Genomic DNA, 17548 nt, shown 5'->3' with positions numbered 1-17548 from the left:
ATGATGTAGTACTCACGTCTATACAACTAAAAAATACTGTAATTTAAAGGAGATAAATTATCATGGAAAAAATCTTTAAAGTAACTAGCGACTCAGGAATTCATGCACGTCCAGCAACTCTACTTGTAAACACTGCAAGCAAATTTGGTTCTGACATTAACTTAGAGTATAACGGAAAGAACGTTAACCTAAAATCAATCATGGGCGTTATGTCTTTAGGTATTCAACAAGGCGCGGAAATTAAAATCACTGCAAATGGTGATGATGCAGCTCAAGCACTAGCAGCTATCGAAGAAACTATGAAAAACGAAGGATTAGGAGAATAATGACTCTTAACATTCAAGGGATCGCTGCATCAAGTGGGATTGCTATTGCAAAGGCTTTCAGACTTGAAAATCCTGAATTTAACATCGAAAAGAAATCAATTACAAACGAAGCTGCAGAAATTGCACGCTTAGAAGCTGCGCTTGAGAAAGCAAAAACTGAATTAGAAGCTATTAAGGACCACGCTTTTGCTGAGCTAGGTGCTGACAAAGCTGCGATCTTTGAAGCACATTTATTAGTGTTAAATGATCCAGAACTAGTAAACCCAGTAAAAGATAAAGTAAATAGCGAAAAAGTAAATGCTGAATTTGCAATGGATGAAGTTGCATCAATGTTTATTTCTATGTTTGAAAACATGGATAACGAATATATGAAAGAACGTGCTGCGGACATTCGTGACGTAACAAAACGTGTTCTTGCACATTTACTAGGCATTAACTTCTCAAATCCAGGTACAATTTCTGAAGAAGTAATCATTATTGCTGAAGATTTAACACCATCTGATACAGCTCAGTTAAACCGTAAGTATGCAAAAGGTTTTACAACTGATATCGGTGGACGTACATCTCACTCTGCAATTATGGCTCGTTCTATGGAAATTCCAGCTGTTGTTGGTACAAAAGTTGTTATGGAGAAAATCCAAAATGGCGATATCGTAATCATCGATGGTTTAGATGGAGAAGTAATTGTTAATCCATCAGAAGAAACTCTTCGCTCGTTTGAAGAAAAGAAAGCGAAATTTGAAGAGCAAAAAGCTGAATGGGCAAAATTAAAAGACCAAGCTACTGTAACAAGTGATGGACATCACGTTGAGCTTGTTGCAAATATCGGAACACCAAATGATGTACAAGGTATTATCGATAATGGCGGAGAAGGCGTTGGTTTATACCGTACAGAATTCTTATACATGGGCCGTGACAATCTTCCAACAGAAGAAGAGCAGTTCGAAGCGTATAAAGCAGTTCTTGAAGGTGTAAAAGAAGGTCAACCTGTTGTTGTTCGTACACTTGACATCGGTGGAGATAAAGAGCTTCCATACTTACATTTACCAAAAGAAATGAACCCATTCTTAGGATACCGTGCAATTCGCTTATGTCTTGATGAGCAAGATGTGTTCCGTACACAACTTCGTGCATTACTTCGTGCTAGCGTATACGGTAACTTAAAAATTATGTTCCCAATGATTGCAACTCTTGATGAGTTCCGTCAAGCGAAAGCGATTTTATTAGAAGAGAAAGCGAAACTTGTAGAAGCGGGTACAACGGTTTCTGATTCTATTGAAGTTGGTATGATGGTTGAAATTCCAGCTTCAGCAGTATTAGCAGATCAATTCGCAAAAGAAGTTGATTTCTTCTCTATCGGAACAAACGACTTAATTCAATACACAATGGCTGCAGACCGTATGAACGAACAAGTATCTTACTTATACCAACCATATAACCCATCTATTTTACGTCTTGTAAAAATGGTTATTGATGCTGCTCATAAAGAAGGCAAATGGGCTGGTATGTGTGGTGAGATGGCGGGCGATTCACTTGCTATCCCATTATTATTAGGATTAGGTTTAGATGAGTTCAGTATGAGTGCAACATCTATTCTTCCTGCAAGAACACAACTAAGCAAGTTGTCAAAAGCAGAAATGGAAACATTAGCAGAAAAAGCATTAATGATGTCAACTGCTGAAGAAGTTGTTGAACTAGTTAAAAGCATATAATCAATAAAAAAACCTGAGTCGATTTGAAATCGGTCTCAGGTTTTTTCTATGAGAAAAGTAAATCTTATTTTTTTACTATAGAGGATAAGGAACAGAATTAGATAGCGATAGCAACGATATCAGTTGGGCATACACGTAAAATACCAGTAAAAGTATTACGGTTTTGATTGTTCTTATCGTCTTTATTGTTATCTTTGTTGTCTTTGTTATTACGAGCTAAAGCAGAGAAAAGAGCAACACCGTTAGCGAAACCTTCAAAAATTACATTGTTGAAAGTGCCATTACCTCTAATGCTTAAAAGAGAAAGCTCTGTTCCAACTGAAATGTTAGCAAGTACGTTACATACAGCTGGTTGTTGTGGTCTAACTACTTCTCTCTCTTTCTCTTTCTCATGATGTCTGCACTCTCTTTCATGATGATGACAGTCTCTAAAGTTATCACAGCATCCAAATGATCCAAACATAATCCTCATCACCCCCTTCACACTTATAATCTATGTAAGTTCGGTAGTGAGTGACTGGACAGAGAGTGGAATTTTTTCTAGGGGAATTTCTCATTTTAAAAGACTAGCTGGGTGTTTATTATGGAATGATGTTTAAAATAGGATAGATATCACAAAAAAGTGCAAAGACCACCGAAATGAATGAAATAGGTAGCCTTTACACTTTTTTGCTTTTATATAAAACGATGATATATACAGGAAGAGCTAACAGTAGCGGTACAATGGATCGTGCAGTATGTTTTTCTGATTCTAAGTGGAATGCTTCTTCTTTTGGAAATTGTAAAACTGAAATATTTGCAGCATCGCCAATAAAATATAGAAGCAGTACAGTTACTATGTAACATAAAAGTGCAATAAAGCTTCCGTATGAACTCAATGAAAATCCCTCTCTTGTTATCTATTTGTTATCATTGTATCATAATTGTAACAAAAACACACGGTTATATTTCGATACTTTAACAAAATTCGACACGAAACGTCATTTATGTGTATGCGAATAGCATGAAATTTACTGTTTTTTATGTGCGGATGTCGAATCATACATTTTAGTATTACGGATGTGTGACAGAATAAAAAAGAAACGAAGGTAATGAAATTACCTTCGTTTCTTTTTATTCGTATGAAAGGACAGTAAAACCCTTTCATTGATTCAAGTTTCACTTTATTATTTTGCCCATTCACTCACTTGTTCTACGCTCATTCGTGGTGCAGGGTGGCCTTTTAAAGTTGATTCACCAATTGTAATAAGCATAATTGGTACGTAGCGAGATGAAACATTGAATTCTTCTGTAAGTGCTTGTGGGTTGAAACCACCAATCGCACAAGTATCCCAGCCAGTTGCTTTAGCTGCAAGCATAAGTTGCATTGCTGCTAAAGATGCATTTGAAAAGGCTGCATCTCTTGGGAATTGCTCACGGGCATATGCAGACTCAATATTTTTAGCTAAGCGCTCTTTTGCTTCTTCTTTCATAAATCCTTGTTCTACAATTGGACCATAAACTTGTTCAACATTTTTATAAGCTTCTAAATCACCTAAAATAGCGACTACAGCAGAAGCATCAAGAATTTGTTGTTGGTTATAAGCAATTGGATGTAATCGTTTCTGTACATCTTCACCTTGGAATACGAGGAATTTCCAGTGCTGTAAGTTCCAAGCAGAAGGTGCTTGAGCAGCTCCCTTTAAAATCTCGTGTAACTCTGTAGATGAAATTTCTTTCTCTGGGTTGAATGCACGTGTAGATGTGCGTTCATATAAAACATTAAAAAAGTTTTCGTTTGTCATTATATATCCTCCAAATTACATATCAAATTATGAAAAAAATACATATAAAATATTCTACTTACATTTTGTAAGTTATCGAATTTAAGAATATAATATCTTTATTTTAATTGTCAAGTTTTAAAGCGGAAGCTAGGGCATTCATACAAACGATACAATTCCTATAATCATACACTAAAAAAGGAATTTATAGAGTGAAAAACGAAGAGAACATTCTCAATTAGCTTGTTAACATGTATCCCTCACTCATTAAAGTTTTTAGAGAACAGTTTTTTATAAAATGTTTGTGAGGAATTCTGTAGAACAAGATATATGAAGTGAGTGAAGACTAGTGATGAACATACTACATTTTTTATTAGAGAATACGGTTTTCCAAAATGTATTACAAGATCTTCAGTTAAATGTCCTTTATATAGAAAATGGATGCACACATCAACAAACGATAGAAAATATTCATCCAAAATGTATGTTTATAGCAAATAGTTTTGAAGAAGGAGAAGTATTATTTCAGAGGACTAAACCACATATTGTAATTATGTATGTAACAGATTTTTCTCAAATAAAATATATAAAGAATATGTATAATCCACAGAGTACATTTATTGTCATTTGGGATCAACAAATAACAAGCGAGTTTGCAGAGGTGCTTACGTTAGGAATACGTAATATTGTGATAGCCCCTGTGACTCCACAAATGGTGTTAGAGGAAGTAAATAAAAGTTTATATCAGCTTTCTTTAGTGCGGCAAGTAAGTTTGCAACAAGAACTACTTCAAACGATGTTTGATTTTCGAAATGATCTATTATTTATAGTAGAAGACGATGAGATTGTTGATTGTAATACAAATTTTTTAGAGTTTTTCGGATATGAAAATTTGTTTGCGTATCGTGAGCAACATTTAGTATTTGCTGAACATCTTATTAGAGAAAATGGATACTATTCAACAACTCATGATATAACATGGTTAGATGATACATTATCATATGATAGAAGAATTAAGATGTCCAACTATGAAGGGGAAGTGTCAACTTTTTTATTGCGTGCGACACCATTGCCAGAAGATTTATCAAGATTTATTGTGAAGTGTACAGAGATTACCGAATTAGATGAAATCTATCAAGAACAAGAAAGACTTGCTATGATAGATTCGTTAACAGAGATTTATAATCGTTTGAAATTCCAACAAATACTCGAGGCAGAATGGGATAATGCGATGCGTAATAATGAAAACATAGCACTTATTTTATTTGATATAGATAATTTTAAAGCAGTAAATGACACATATGGCCATGATTTTGGTGACTTAGCATTAATTGAGCTTGCAGAGCTCATGAAATCTAAAGTGGAGCAGCAACATGTATTTGCTAGGTGGGGAGGAGAAGAGTTTATTATTTTAGTAACAAATACGGTAGAAAAAGAAGCATTTCAAGTTGCGGAATCATTACGATTTTTCATTGAAACAAAGCAATTCTCAGGAATTTCGAAATTAACAGCGAGCTTTGGAGTTGCATTATATGAAAAAGGGATTACAAGAGAAGAATTAATGCAACGAGCGGATATTGCATTATATGAAGCGAAAAAAAATGGGAAAAATCAAGTGTGTGTATATAGAAAAGAAAAAAAGTGATTTTTCGCAACAAATTGTTGCGATTTTTTTTTATTACTTGATAATAGAGTGTAGGGGGGATTTTGAACGAAGGAATTATGGAGGAACAATATGATGAAAAAAATAATGATGATAGTTTTAATATGTGCTGTAGTTTGTGGAGGAGTATACTATTTTCTCTATAATCCTAATATAAAGGAAAGTAAAGAATTAACAACTAAGGTGAATCCTGCTGTTGAATCAGAAGTACAAGAGAATATAGAAGAAGAAAAAAAAGAAAAGCAAATTGATTATGCTAGCATATCTCAAAAATTAGATCAATATTTAGTCGGAAAGCAATTCAATGGAACAGTTTTGGTAACAGATAAAGAGCATGTTATATTGAATAAAGGATATGGGTATGCTGATGTTCAAAATAAAATAGAAAATACGCCTCACACAAAATATCGTATCGGTTCTATTACGAAAACAGTTGTGGCTACATCTATTTTACAACTGCAGGATCAAGGGAAGCTAAATATTCAAGATAATGTAAATAAATATATTCCTTCATTTCCGGAGAATAAAAATATTACGTTATATCATTTATTAACGCATACCTCTGGTTTACCTGAACACGCAAAAGGCAATGTTAATGCTGCCTCCCGTTTACAGTTAATGAATTGGATTGGACGTCAAAATTTAGAATTTCCTGCAGGAACAGGTTGGAGATATACAGATTATAATTATATGGTGCTTGCCTATATAATAGAACATATATCGAAAAAACCTTTAGGAGATTACATAAAAGAAAATATATTTATAAAAGCAGATATGCATGAATCTGGTATGGGAAATATGGTACCTGGAGATAAAAATTTCACAAAGGGTTATGTGAAAAAAAATCAAGAGCTTGTACCAGCGCAGAAGGTAGGCATGGATTGGCTATATGGTTGTGGTGAGATGTATACGACAGTTGGAGATATGAAGAAATTAGACGAAGCAATTATAAATGGGAAACTTCTTTCTGAACAAAGTATACAAGCGATGTTTTCACCTTCAACAGAACGAAAATATGCATTTAGTTTTTACATATATCCGGATTATTTTCATAACCATGGTGTACTATCTGGGTGGAATACTTTCAATAATTTTAATAAAGAAAAAGGGACTTTTGTTATTTTATTTTCAAACGTGAAAAATAGTATGGATGATGACTTTAATAAAGATTTCCGAAAGATGGTAAGTGATTTATTAGAACAAAGGGGATGAGAAAATGAAACATAAAAATGTATCAATTGGTTTCATTGGTATTGGTGTAATGGGAAAAAGTATGGTGCGTCATTTAATGCAAGACGGTCATACAGTATATGTATATAATAGAACAAAATCGAAAACAGACTCTTTAGTGCAAGATGGTGCAAATTGGTGTGATACACCGAAAGAGTTAGTAAAGCAAGTTGATGTTGTAATGACTATGGTTGGGTATCCACATGATGTAGAAGAAGTGTACTTTGGGATAGATGGAATTTTGGAGAATGCAAATGAAGGCACAATCGCAATTGATTTCACGACATCTACACCAACATTGGCAAAACGTATTAATGAAACTGGTAAAAGTAAGAATGTATACACGTTAGATGCACCTGTATCTGGAGGAGACGTTGGTGCGAAAGAAGCAAGACTCGCAATTATGGTCGGTGGAGAGAAAGAAATATATGATAGATGTTTACCGTTATTTGAAAAACTAGGAACAAATATTCAGTTGCAAGGGCCTGCTGGAAGTGGACAACATACAAAAATGTGCAATCAAATTGCGATTGCTTCCAATATGATTGGAGTATGTGAAGCTGTTGCTTATGCGAAAAAGGCTGGATTAGATCCTGATAAAGTATTGGAGAGTATTTCAACGGGAGCAGCAGGTAGCTGGTCATTAAGTAATTTAGCTCCTCGAATGCTAAAGGGAGATTTTGAACCAGGTTTTTATGTAAAGCATTTTATGAAAGATATGAAGATCGCGTTAGATGAGGCTGAAAGATTACAATTACCAGTACCAGGTTTAAGTTTGGCGAAGGAATTGTATGAAGAGCTAATAAAAGATGGGGAAGAAAATAGCGGAACACAAGTGTTATACAAAAAATACGTAAGGGGGTAAATGAGATGGATCTTCAAAAATTTGATGAGATGATTGATACTGTACAAAGAGCAACATGTATACAAATTAATGAAAAACAAAAAGAAGCTTTTAAACAAAAATATGATTTTGAACCGAATTTCGAATATGGAAGAGATGAGAAAGGGCATTGCGTTATTCGAACTTCAAAAAAGATGCTAGAAGAAATGGAATTTTATTTGGCATTGAAATATGATCGAGATGGAGTTGACCTTTACATGGAAGCGGAGATTGATGGTATATATCATGTATCTGTTAGCTATAGTGAAGACGCTTTGCATCTACAAGAATTGTTTCAATTTCTAGAAGAAAATAAATAAAAGTCCTCATTTGAGGACTTTTATTTTTAATTTTGTAATTATAAGCTAGAAGCCCGGCGGCATCGTTCGATTGGGAATGGAATCACTTGCGCGATGTGATTAGGACCAAATTGTTTTGTACGAGCATGGCGTACTATATAAAATGCACAGAGAATTGAAACAGGAATAGCACCGAATAAACCAAAAAGTAAAGCGCTTACACAAGATGCGACAAAACCTAAAACACCAACTTCTAACTCTTCCATAATGGCTCCTAAAATAACAGGAAGTGCTCCACACATAACTCCTAGTATAAGTGCGATAAGTAAACTCATGATTATCCCCCTCTGTTTGCGATTTTCTTTTCCTTCTTAGTTAATTGTAGTATATCATATACAAAACAGAATTTTCAGAAAAAATTCAAAAAAAGTTCAATAAATGTTCAAAAAGTATTAATAAATATACTTGAAAAATTGAAGGGAGAGATTGTACTGAACGGAAGGAAGAATACGGTTAGAACAATAAAAAATCAGGCTTATTTCATTTTTTGAAATAAGCCTGCTCCATAGGAGGATGTATATATGTAGAGTGAATAAAAGGTTGGAAAAGGGGGTCCAAGGCCTTTTATTCAACTAACTACCTTAATAGATTGGAACCCAGCCTTCAGTTGTAACAAAAATACGAATAGCTACAACTTGACGATCATCTTGCAAAGTAAAATAATGTCTTGCATTTTCAGGAACAGATATGAGATCGCCTGGCTCAAGTTCAACGTCAAAGAATGTCCCATCTTTTCCTTCAATGGCAAAGATGCCATGACCACTAACAATAAAGCGAACTTCATCATCAGTATGATGGTGTTCTTTTTGGAAATTAATTAATAGTTCGTCAAGGTTAGGTGTGCTATTTGAAAGTGAAATTACATCATGTGCTTTATAACCTCGGCGTGATGAAACATCCGCAATTTCTTTTGAAAACACAGCTAATATTTCAGCCTTGTTTTCATCTGTTAAAGAATAATTTTCATTTAAATGAGGAGGAAGTTTAGAAATATTCCATTTCTCATATAAAACACCTTCCTCTTGTAGAAATTTACATACTTCCACTTCATTTTCAATGCGAGTATTTACTTCATGAATACGAATTTGCGCCATTAGAAACGCCTCCTTGAATTGATAATAGTTTTATATGAAATTGGAATAAAAACTCATAAGCTTCTAATCTTTTCTTTGCATCAAAGCTATCTCGGCCCCATACGGTAATACCATGGTTCCGGATCAATACTGCTCCCGAATCTCCTTGTATATGTTTTCGGAAGTTTTCTCCAAGCGTTGGGATATGGGCATGGTTTTCGATAATAGGAATGTTTATTGTTGCACCTTCTTCCCAAATATCGAGAGCTTTAATAATTTCTTGATTTTGAAGTGTGACTGCATCGCTATATAAATTTGTGATGACATTATTATCGGTTGTATGAACATGAAGGACGCACCCGGCATTCGTATTGTTATAAATATGTGTGTGCAAAATTGTTTCTGCTGAAGGACGTAATTCAGTCTCTAATACGGGTACCCCTAGATGATCTACTAATAGAAAATCATCTGGAGTCGTTTTTGTTTTATCTTTACCACTTGCTGTAATGAGAAAAGTGAGTGGTTCATGACTAACCTTTATAGAAATATTACCACTCGTTGCTGGAAACCAATTTCGTATCGTTAATTCTTTTTTTATCTCGCTTAAGTCATACCATTGACGAAAAAGTTGTTTCATAATTTCACCTCCAACAAATGTTTTAATTCAGCTTGAACATCGTGAAACGATTCAAATGGTGTATAAGAAATATGATTTTCTTCACACTTTGTAATAAGGAAATCACGAGCGAACACTTTATCCGCTTGTTTCGCAGCTTGTAAATCAGTAATTGAATCTCCAATTACAATATGGAAGTCATTCGTATTACTTAATTTACGGATGAGTGATGATTTACATAATCCGCAATGATTTTGACAATGATGATCACAAGGGTGAGGCCAATTCACTGTAATGTATTTATTTGAAAAATCTGTTTTATTACAGTAGATTTGCTCTTTTGGAATGAGTCCTTGTAAGAGTGGATAGACGAAGAAATCCATTCCACCTGATATAACATAAAAGGAAATATTATTTTCATTTACAAATTGTATAAATTCATGAAAACCATTACGGATTTCAGCAGTCTCTATTAAAAATTGAATAATCTCATCGTGCAGATTAGTAGGTATGAATTGAAATAATTGAGAAACACCTTCTTGAATAGATAGCTCTTGTGATAAAATTCTATTCTTTACTTCTTCAGCTTCTGGTGGTGCAAATTTTTCCATAATGGACATAATGTTATCATTATTTGTAATCGTGCCATCGAAATCACAAAATACTTGAATACTCATAATTTCACCTCATGAGAGGGATTTCCCCATATTTGTAGTGCGCTATGCAAATTTATGTCATCTACTTCATGGAGTGGTTTATTTTGCAAAGTAGCATCAATTGCAGCACGGAAAGCTTTACCGCCGCCCTGCGCCCCATTTGGATGTCCATGTATTCCGCCACCAGCATTAATAACAACATCTTTACCGAAATCTCGTACAATAAAGGGAACGAAACCAGGGTGAATACCAGCAGACGGAACAGAAAAGCTCTTCTTGAAAAATGCATCGTCTTCAGTTAAATATTTTGAGATAGCAAGAGCTTCCTCTTTTTCTAGCGCAACACTTCCGTATGGAGATGGGAATAATGAAAAGTCAGCCCCAGCATAACGGAGTAGCTTTCCGAGTAATAATGGAGATGAAACTCCATATAACTTAGATGCAGAATAAGCACCACTTACAGCAGGGTGTGCCATAATAGGAACAGGGATTTCATCATCTTCTGCAAGTGATTGTAGTACATCTAGTCCGTAAGAGAATACGTTAAATAATAGAATATCAGCTCCAGCTTGCACTGCACGTTTCGCATTTTCTTTTAAATCAAAAGTTCGTCCTGTTAAATTTACGGCATATAACGTTTTATGTCCGTATGTTTCATATACGGATTGTAAAACTTCTTTTCCAGATACGATGCGTTTCGTAAGTGGTGTTAATGCATTTTCGAATAATATTTCATCATCTTTTACGATATCTACACCACCAATTGCTTGATCGCGTAATTGCGTTTTTAAATACCCGATATTTCGTCCAATCATTCCTTTAAAAATACTCATTAAAAGGGGACGATCATGTACTTGTAAAAGATTTCGAATACCATCTATCCCGAATTTTGGACCAGGAAACTGTTTTTTTAATTCGTCTGAAAAAGTTAAGTCAATTAATTTTACTTCGCCATCAAGTGATAGCTTTCCGAATGTAGTCGTTAAAATTGCTGGTAAATCTGGACTGAAATTTAATAACGGATATTCGATTTTAATAATTCCGCGTTTCACTTTTTTACGTAAATACGAATTGGTATGTTCATGTTCAGCTAATTCCTCAACATGAATGACGTTGCCTTTATGCTGCTTTAATTGTTCTTGCAATAAATGCGGCAAATGAGTCCAAGAGCCAATTGTTAAACCGAGTGCAATTTGCTCAGCTTTTTTTTCTAAGTTATGTGAATCATCATGGATTAAATATGTCGCTATAATTCCGCTCATTGTTATAACCTCCTAGTTAAATAAAAAAACCTCTCAGCTAAGGAGAGGTTTTTTTACAACCAGCTCCTTATCTGTCAGCGTAATGCTGCGAGAATTAGCACCGTGTCTACAATTGTAGATCGGTTGCCGGGTTTCGTCGGGCTCGTCCCTCCACCTGCTCTTGATAAGAAGTATTTAGAAATGTTTAAATTTTTAAGATAACTGAATTTTGTCAGATATTTTTCATGTTGTCAATTACTTTTTGAAAAAATTTAATTTATCAATTCGATTAATGGCTTCTCTTAATCTATCTTCTGTATGTAAGAGACCAACACGGACATACCCTTCGCCATGCTCACCAAATCCAACACCAGGAGCAACTGCGACATGTGCTTTTTCTAGTAAAATATTAGAAAATTGCTCAGAAGTATATCCTTTTGGAACAGGAAGCCATGCAAAGAATGATCCTGTTGGAATGTTTACATTCCAACCAATTGAGTGACAAGCTGAAATAAGAGCGTTTCGTCGAGATTCGTAACTATTTACAAGGTCTATTACGCAAGACTGTGAACTTAATAGTGCTTCGCGGGCGGCATCTTGAACTGCACCGAAGATGCTAACATACATATGATCTTGTAATAGGTTAATTGTTTCAATCACACTTTCATTCCCTACAGCAAAAGCGATGCGCCAGCCAGCCATATTAAAAGTTTTCGATAATGTGTAAATTTCGATTCCTGTATCTTTGGCACCGTCTGCTTGTAAGAAACTAACTGGCTTTTGACCGTCGAATCCTATAGCACCATAAGCAAAATCATGAACAACTAATATATTGTGTTTATTGGCAAAATGAATCGTTTCATCAAAAAAATCTTTTGATGCAGTAGCACCTGTAGGATTATTTGGATAGTTTAAAAACATTAATTTTGCACGCTCGGCAATAGAAACATCAATTTTCGCATAATCTGGTAAAAAGTTATTTTCTGCAATAAGTGGCATTGTTTCAAATTTTGCTTTTGCTAAAGCGACACCTGATAAATAATCTGGATAACCTGGATCGGGAACGAGAATCGTATCACCAGGGTTTGTAAAGCAAACTGGTAATTCTACTAATCCAGCCTTTCCACCAAACAGAATAGCAACTTCAGTTTTCGAATTTAATTCTACGCCGTATTCACGTTGATAGAATGTTGCTACAGCTTCTTTTAAGCTTTCGTGTCCGCGAAATGGCGGATATTTATGATGAATGGTCTTTTCAGCAGCATCTTGCAAAGCTTTTACGATATGCTGCGGTGTTGGTTGATCTGGATTACCTTGACCTAGATTAATAACATCGTGACCAGCTGCAACGACTTTGTTAACTTTTGCAACAAGTGAAGCGAAAAATTGTGTTGGCAATGATGTTACTATCTCAGAAGGTTGAAATGATTTCATACTTTCCACCTCTTTTGAAAGTTGTTACAATTCTAGTGACAAATGATATAATCTTTCCAGTATTTTGTAAAGAAAAAAATGAGAATGGGGCTGAAAAAATGAAAGTCGCATGTATTCAGATGGATATTGTCTTTGGAGATGTAGAAAAAAATATTGAGAATGCTAAAAATAAAATAAGCGAAGCGATGAAGGAAAGACCAGATGTTATCGTCTTACCAGAACTATGGACAACAGGTTATGATTTAACGAGACTCTCTGAAATTGCAGATAGGGATGGATTGGAAACGAAAGAAAAGTTGATAGAATGGTCGAAACAATATGGTGTACATATTGTTGGTGGTTCTATAGCAAAGCAAACGGAGCAAGGTGTTACAAATACAATGTATGTTGTAACGAATAAAGGAGAACTAGTCAATGAATATAGTAAAGTGCATTTATTTCAGCTTATGGATGAACATAAATATTTAATCGCTGGAAATCGTACTGGTGAATTTAAGTTAGATGATGTAGAGTGCGCTGGCACAATTTGCTATGATATTCGTTTTCCGGAGTGGATGCGCGTTCATACTGCTAAAGGTGCAAAAGTTTTATTTGTTGTAGCTGAATGGCCATTAGTTCGTTTAGCACATTGGCGTTTGCTATTACAAGCAAGAGCAGTTGAAAACCAGTGTTATGTTGTAGCATGTAATAGGGCAGGGCAGGATCCAAATAATGAGTTTGCCGGCCATTCTTTAATTGTCGATCCTTGGGGCGAAGTTGTTGTAGAAGCAAATGAAGAAGAATCAATTCTATTTGGAGAGCTTACATTTGAGAAAATTAAAGAAGTCCGCAAAGGAATTCCAGTTTTTGCGGATCGACGTCCAGAATTATACAAATAAAATGTTGACAAGTGATTTTTATTCTTGGTATAGTCTTCAACATAAAGTTAAAAATTCTAAAAAATTATACAACTCTTATCAAGAGCAGGTGGAGGGATTTGGCCCGATGAAGCCCAGCAACCGACCGTAATACCATTGTGAAATGGGGCGTTTATTTACGCCAAAAGGCACGGTGCTAATTCCAGCAGAAAGTAAAACTTTCTGGCAGATAAGAGGGGAGAAGATAAACTTCAAACCTCTTTCTTAGTGGAAAGAGGTTTTTCTACGTCAGAAAAACCTCTGAATATAAAAAAGGGGGAGAAGACGATGGGATATTATGCATTAACTGAAACAACAGCTATACAATATGCGAAAGAACACGGTTATTTTGAAAAGAAAGCAAATGTAGTTTGTCATGAAATTGGAGATGGAAATTTAAATTACGTGTTCAAATTAGATGATGGAGAGAAGTCTATTATAATAAAACAGGCACTGCCATATGCGAAAGTAGTTGGTGAAAGCTGGCCGTTATCTATAAAAAGAGCGACAATTGAAAGCAAGGCACTGAAAATTTTTGCGAAGTATGTACCGGATTATGTTCCGGTAGTGCACAGTCATGATGAAGAGTTAGCAGTAACAGTAATAGAAGACTTATCAAGACTAATAATTACAAGAAAGGGATTAATAGATGGAGAAGAATATCCACTTTTATCCCAACATATCGGTCGTTTTCTAGCAAATGTTTTATTTTATACTTCAGATTTTGGTTTACAGTCAGAAGAGAAAAGGGTACTAGAAGGTACGTTTGTAAACCCAGATCTCTGCAAAATTACAGAAGATTTAGTGTTTACAGATCCGTTTGACCATTACGATACGAATGATTATGAGCCGGAGTTACAATTGGCTGTTGATGAACTTTGGAGTGATAAAACTCTAAAATTAAAAGTGGCTCAATGTAAATATAAGTTTTTAACGAAAAAAGAAGCGCTTATTCATGGTGATTTACATACAGGTAGTATTTTTTCATCACCTTCTGAAACGAAAGTGATTGATCCAGAATTTGCAACGTACGGTCCAATTGGGTTTGACATCGGTCAATTTATTGCAAATCTATTATTAAATGCTTTATCTAGAGAAGAAGAACAGAGAAGTATATTATTTTTCCATATAGAGAAGACATGGAGTTATTTTGTAGAAACTTTTACGAAGTTATGGATTGGAGAAGGTGTAGAGGCATATACGAAAGAGAAACAATGGTTGCCAATTATTTTGCAAAATATTTTTACGGATGCCGTTGGATTTGCTGGGTGTGAGCTTATCCGTAGAACAATTGGCCTAGCACATGTAGCTGATTTAGAAGAAATAACAAATAAAGAAACGAGAATTCAAACTAAGAAACAAGCGTTATCCTTAGGTAAAGAACTAATAAAATATGAATCTAAAAACGCTGATATTCAACTGTTCCGAGTATTATTCCAACAGACAGTTTCTGGAGGGGTAAAAGCATGAGTACAATTGTTACGATTCCGAGGTCTGTCAGTTGGAAAGGGGATGCTATTGCAGTATTAAATCAAACAAAGTTGCCGCATAGCACAGAATACAAAACATTAACGACGATTGAAGAGGTATGGAAAAGTATTGTCATGCTAGAAGTACGAGGAGCACCGGCAATTGGAATTGTAGCTGCATTTGGCTTGGCGCTTGCAGCAAAAAAATATACTACTTTACATATTGAAGAATTTCAAAAGAAGTTTAATAGAGATTGTAATTATTTAGGAACGTCACGCCCGACAGCAGTCAATTTATTTTGGGCAATCGATCGTATGAGAGAATCCATTCAAGAAATTACTTCAATAAAAGAAGCGCAAAAAATATTAGAAGAAGAAGCGCTTCGTATTCAGCAAGAAGATGAAGCGGTATGCCGAAGTATTGGAGAACATGCATTATCATGCTTTAAAGACGGTGATAACATTTTAACAATTTGTAACGCTGGCAGTATTGCAACTGCTAAATATGGTACTGCACTAGCACCGTTTTATATTGGGAAAGAAAAAGGTGTACATTTACATGCATATGCATGTGAAACGAGACCAGTTTTACAAGGCGGACGCTTAACGACCTGGGAATTAAAACAGGCACATATTGATGTAACACTTATTACAGATAATACAGCAGCTCATGCTATTCAAACGAAAGAAATCAACGCAATTATTGTAGGAGCGGACCGGATTGTCGCAAATGGAGATACAGCAAATAAAATCGGAACAATGAATTTAGCTATATTAGCAAAGTACTTCGGTATCTCATTCTACGTTGCAGCTCCGTTATCGACATTTGATATTACGAAACAAACAGGAGCTGAAATTGTTATTGAAGAAAGAGATGAAACAGAAGTTACGAAAATTTTTGGGAAACAAGTAACGCCAGTTGGAACTACTGTTTATAATCCTGCATTTGACGTAACACCGAATGAATTAATTACAGGTATTATTACTGAGGAAGGTATTATACGTGGAGATTATAAGCGAGAAATTGCATCATTGTTTGAAAAAACAAGCTAATACATAATAGCTTGTTTTTTTATGCCTAAATATGTTCTTTTCTCTTATTTATATAATGAAAGGAGGGAAAAAGAATGGAAGAGTGGATCAAGATGATAGGTAATGTAGGGTTTCCGATTGTTGTAACATTATATTTACTCCATCGAATTGAAAGCAAATTAGATGGGGTAATTGTTGCAATCGAGAAACTCCCTAAACAATTACTAAAGTAGGAAGATCCCCGGGATAAAAAATAAAGTTTGCTCTTCGTGAGCAAACTTTATTTTTTATTGAGCAGTATAACCACCATCGATAACGACAGCTTGCCCGGTTATACCTTTCGCTTTTTCGCTCGCTAAAAACATTGCATAATCAGCGATTTCTTGTACTTGTAATAAGCGTTTTTGCGGTACAAGTGGATAAATGACTTCCTCCAAAACATTTTCAAGTGGTACATTTCGTGTAGTAGCTAAGTCTTGTAGTTGATTACGTACAAGAGGGGTATCGACATAACCAGGACAAAGTGCATTTACAGTAATACCATGCGTAGCGCCTTCTAAAGCAGCAACTTTTGTTAATCCAATTACGCCATGTTTCGCGCTATTGTAGGCGGATTTCCCTGCAAATCCAACGAGGCCATTAATGGAAGCGACATTAATAATTCGGCCATATTTTTGCTTTTTCATAATGGGGAAGGCATGCTTAATTGCGATAAAAGGAGCGATTTGCATAATTTTAATTAGTAGCTCAAACTTTTTGGTTGGAAAATCTTCAATTGGTGAAACGTGTTGCATGCCTGCGTTATTAAGTAATATGTCTAATGAACCGAAATGATTAACAGTTTGGGAAATGGATGCTTCTATTTCTTCTTCGGATGTAACATCACATTTTAAGCCGATAGCTTGAAAGCCCTCTTTTTGTAGTTGTTCAGCAGCTTCTTTTGCACGTTCTTCAAGACGATCGGTAATAACAACTTTTGCACCTTCTTTTGCAAAAGCGTTTCCCATTTCATAACCAATACCACTTGCAGCACCTGTTAAAAAGACAACTCGATTTGTAACCATGATGAAAAACATCCTTTCGTAATAAAGTTCTCCTATTGCTCTATTTAGAGAGTGGATAATAAAAATCCTGCAAAGATTTGGAAAAATATTGTTAACTATCTTGTTTTGCAAAATAGTCTCTGCTATACTAT

At 35.1% G+C, this 17548-nt stretch carries 20 protein-coding genes and 2 riboswitches; of the genes, 10 read left to right on the top strand and 10 right to left on the bottom strand.

Annotation, left to right across the window (positions count from 1 at the left end; genetic code table 11):
• Positions 1-62 precede the first annotated feature (62 nt).
• A complete protein-coding gene (gene ptsH, locus MR079_RS14795; protein ID WP_000411079.1) occupies positions 63-326 on the top strand; it encodes a phosphocarrier protein HPr in 264 nt (87 codons plus the stop codon).
• The gene (gene ptsP / locus MR079_RS14790) at positions 326-2038 is read left to right on the top strand and encodes a phosphoenolpyruvate--protein phosphotransferase (RefSeq protein ID WP_000174221.1); all 1713 of its coding nucleotides are present in this window, start codon (positions 326-328) and stop codon (positions 2036-2038) included. Before ptsH ends, ptsP begins: the two co-directional genes overlap by 1 nt.
• A gap of 97 nt (positions 2039-2135) precedes the next feature.
• Here the strand turns inward: ptsP and MR079_RS14785 are convergent, their stop codons facing one another.
• From MR079_RS14785 to MR079_RS14775, 3 genes are all read right to left on the bottom strand, one after another.
• Complete coding sequence (locus tag MR079_RS14785; RefSeq protein ID WP_000468015.1) at positions 2136-2501, bottom strand: DUF3915 domain-containing protein; 366 nt, start codon at positions 2499-2501, stop codon at positions 2136-2138.
• A gap of 196 nt (positions 2502-2697) precedes the next feature.
• Positions 2698-2916 carry a hypothetical protein gene (locus tag MR079_RS14780; RefSeq protein ID WP_000100486.1) on the bottom strand — a complete coding sequence of 73 codons (219 nt, stop codon included), beginning with the start codon at positions 2914-2916 and terminating at the stop codon, positions 2698-2700.
• A 288-nt stretch (positions 2917-3204) separates the two neighbouring features.
• A complete protein-coding gene (locus MR079_RS14775) occupies positions 3205-3822 on the bottom strand; it encodes a nitroreductase family protein (protein ID WP_000180605.1) in 618 nt (205 codons plus the stop codon).
• Positions 3823-4153: 331 nt separating this feature from the next.
• Between MR079_RS14775 and MR079_RS14770 the strand changes: the two genes are divergently transcribed.
• The 4 genes from MR079_RS14770 (at position 4154) to MR079_RS14755 (ending at position 7897) form a co-directional block, all read left to right on the top strand.
• A complete protein-coding gene (locus MR079_RS14770) occupies positions 4154-5446 on the top strand; it encodes a GGDEF domain-containing protein (RefSeq protein WP_001023204.1) in 1293 nt (430 codons plus the stop codon).
• A 90-nt stretch (positions 5447-5536) separates the two neighbouring features.
• Complete coding sequence (locus tag MR079_RS14765; RefSeq protein WP_242294203.1) at positions 5537-6676, top strand: serine hydrolase; 1140 nt, start codon at positions 5537-5539, stop codon at positions 6674-6676.
• 4 nt (positions 6677-6680) lie between these two features.
• Complete coding sequence (locus MR079_RS14760; protein ID WP_139866823.1) at positions 6681-7559, top strand: NAD(P)-dependent oxidoreductase; 879 nt, start codon at positions 6681-6683, stop codon at positions 7557-7559.
• 5 nt (positions 7560-7564) lie between these two features.
• Positions 7565-7897: a DUF3909 family protein gene (locus tag MR079_RS14755; RefSeq protein WP_242294202.1), complete on the top strand. Its 333-nt coding sequence runs from the start codon at positions 7565-7567 to the stop codon at positions 7895-7897.
• Positions 7898-7935: 38 nt separating this feature from the next.
• Here the strand turns inward: MR079_RS14755 and MR079_RS14750 are convergent, their stop codons facing one another.
• From MR079_RS14750 to MR079_RS14725, 6 genes are all read right to left on the bottom strand, one after another.
• A complete protein-coding gene (locus MR079_RS14750) occupies positions 7936-8211 on the bottom strand; it encodes a hypothetical protein (protein ID WP_098921516.1) in 276 nt (91 codons plus the stop codon).
• A gap of 306 nt (positions 8212-8517) precedes the next feature.
• Positions 8518-9030, bottom strand: coding sequence for a cupin domain-containing protein (locus tag MR079_RS14745; RefSeq protein WP_139866824.1), 513 nt, complete (start codon positions 9028-9030; stop codon positions 8518-8520).
• Positions 9008-9646, bottom strand: coding sequence for a methylthioribulose 1-phosphate dehydratase (locus MR079_RS14740; RefSeq protein WP_098344938.1), 639 nt, complete (start codon positions 9644-9646; stop codon positions 9008-9010). The genes MR079_RS14745 and MR079_RS14740 overlap by 23 nt, the downstream gene beginning before the upstream one ends.
• Positions 9643-10302: a 2-hydroxy-3-keto-5-methylthiopentenyl-1-phosphate phosphatase gene (gene mtnX / locus MR079_RS14735; RefSeq protein WP_139866826.1), complete on the bottom strand. Its 660-nt coding sequence runs from the start codon at positions 10300-10302 to the stop codon at positions 9643-9645. Before mtnX ends, MR079_RS14740 begins: the two co-directional genes overlap by 4 nt.
• Entirely contained in the window at positions 10299-11543 is a 1245-nt protein-coding gene (mtnW, locus tag MR079_RS14730; RefSeq protein WP_139866828.1) for a 2,3-diketo-5-methylthiopentyl-1-phosphate enolase, read from the bottom strand. Before mtnW ends, mtnX begins: the two co-directional genes overlap by 4 nt.
• Before the next feature lie 64 nt (positions 11544-11607).
• Positions 11608-11713, bottom strand: a riboswitch (SAM riboswitch).
• A gap of 64 nt (positions 11714-11777) precedes the next feature.
• Positions 11778-12956: a pyridoxal phosphate-dependent aminotransferase gene (locus MR079_RS14725; protein ID WP_139866830.1), complete on the bottom strand. Its 1179-nt coding sequence runs from the start codon at positions 12954-12956 to the stop codon at positions 11778-11780.
• Between the two features lie 14 nt (positions 12957-12970).
• On the opposite strand from MR079_RS14725, the gene MR079_RS14720 reads away from it, so the two are divergent.
• From MR079_RS14720 to MR079_RS14705, 4 genes are all read left to right on the top strand, one after another.
• Positions 12971-13834, top strand: coding sequence for a carbon-nitrogen family hydrolase (locus MR079_RS14720; RefSeq protein WP_139867107.1), 864 nt, complete (start codon positions 12971-12973; stop codon positions 13832-13834).
• Positions 13835-13906: 72 nt separating this feature from the next.
• A riboswitch (SAM riboswitch) is annotated at positions 13907-14049 on the top strand.
• A gap of 91 nt (positions 14050-14140) precedes the next feature.
• Positions 14141-15322 carry an S-methyl-5-thioribose kinase gene (gene mtnK / locus MR079_RS14715; protein ID WP_139866832.1) on the top strand — a complete coding sequence of 394 codons (1182 nt, stop codon included), beginning with the start codon at positions 14141-14143 and terminating at the stop codon, positions 15320-15322.
• The gene (gene mtnA / locus MR079_RS14710; RefSeq protein ID WP_242294201.1) at positions 15319-16374 is read left to right on the top strand and encodes an S-methyl-5-thioribose-1-phosphate isomerase; all 1056 of its coding nucleotides are present in this window, start codon (positions 15319-15321) and stop codon (positions 16372-16374) included. Before mtnK ends, mtnA begins: the two co-directional genes overlap by 4 nt.
• Positions 16375-16448: 74 nt before the next feature.
• A complete protein-coding gene (locus MR079_RS14705; RefSeq protein WP_000393326.1) occupies positions 16449-16586 on the top strand; it encodes a YvrJ family protein in 138 nt (45 codons plus the stop codon).
• Positions 16587-16640: 54 nt separating this feature from the next.
• Here the strand turns inward: MR079_RS14705 and MR079_RS14700 are convergent, their stop codons facing one another.
• Positions 16641-17417, bottom strand: a complete 777-nt coding sequence (locus tag MR079_RS14700; RefSeq protein WP_242294200.1) for a 3-hydroxybutyrate dehydrogenase — start codon at positions 17415-17417, stop codon at positions 16641-16643.
• Positions 17418-17548 lie beyond the last annotated feature (131 nt).

It is taken from the genome of Bacillus cereus group sp. BfR-BA-01381 (assembly GCF_022663555.1).
GTDB lineage: Bacteria > Bacillota > Bacilli > Bacillales > Bacillaceae_G > Bacillus_A > Bacillus_A pacificus.
This window is presented reverse-complemented; position numbering and strand designations above follow the sequence as displayed.

Coding starts and splice junctions, on each gene's coding strand:
- mtnW (WP_139866828.1), bottom strand. CDS start 11,543: ATGAGCGGAATTATAGCGACATATTTAATCCATGATGATTCACATAAC.
- MR079_RS14700 (WP_242294200.1), bottom strand. CDS start 17,417: ATGGTTACAAATCGAGTTGTCTTTTTAACAGGTGCTGCAAGTGGTATT.
- mtnK (WP_139866832.1), top strand. CDS start 14,141: ATGGGATATTATGCATTAACTGAAACAACAGCTATACAATATGCGAAA.
- ptsP (WP_000174221.1), top strand. CDS start 326: ATGACTCTTAACATTCAAGGGATCGCTGCATCAAGTGGGATTGCTATT.
- MR079_RS14765 (WP_242294203.1), top strand. CDS start 5,537: ATGATGAAAAAAATAATGATGATAGTTTTAATATGTGCTGTAGTTTGT.
- MR079_RS14770 (WP_001023204.1), top strand. CDS start 4,154: ATGAACATACTACATTTTTTATTAGAGAATACGGTTTTCCAAAATGTA.
- MR079_RS14725 (WP_139866830.1), bottom strand. CDS start 12,956: ATGAAATCATTTCAACCTTCTGAGATAGTAACATCATTGCCAACACAA.
- MR079_RS14775 (WP_000180605.1), bottom strand. CDS start 3,822: ATGACAAACGAAAACTTTTTTAATGTTTTATATGAACGCACATCTACA.
- mtnX (WP_139866826.1), bottom strand. CDS start 10,302: ATGAGTATTCAAGTATTTTGTGATTTCGATGGCACGATTACAAATAAT.
- MR079_RS14755 (WP_242294202.1), top strand. CDS start 7,565: ATGGATCTTCAAAAATTTGATGAGATGATTGATACTGTACAAAGAGCA.
- MR079_RS14785 (WP_000468015.1), bottom strand. CDS start 2,501: ATGTTTGGATCATTTGGATGCTGTGATAACTTTAGAGACTGTCATCAT.
- MR079_RS14750 (WP_098921516.1), bottom strand. CDS start 8,211: ATGAGTTTACTTATCGCACTTATACTAGGAGTTATGTGTGGAGCACTT.
- MR079_RS14760 (WP_139866823.1), top strand. CDS start 6,681: ATGAAACATAAAAATGTATCAATTGGTTTCATTGGTATTGGTGTAATG.
- ptsH (WP_000411079.1), top strand. CDS start 63: ATGGAAAAAATCTTTAAAGTAACTAGCGACTCAGGAATTCATGCACGT.
- MR079_RS14705 (WP_000393326.1), top strand. CDS start 16,449: ATGGAAGAGTGGATCAAGATGATAGGTAATGTAGGGTTTCCGATTGTT.
- mtnA (WP_242294201.1), top strand. CDS start 15,319: ATGAGTACAATTGTTACGATTCCGAGGTCTGTCAGTTGGAAAGGGGAT.
- MR079_RS14745 (WP_139866824.1), bottom strand. CDS start 9,030: ATGGCGCAAATTCGTATTCATGAAGTAAATACTCGCATTGAAAATGAA.
- MR079_RS14740 (WP_098344938.1), bottom strand. CDS start 9,646: ATGAAACAACTTTTTCGTCAATGGTATGACTTAAGCGAGATAAAAAAA.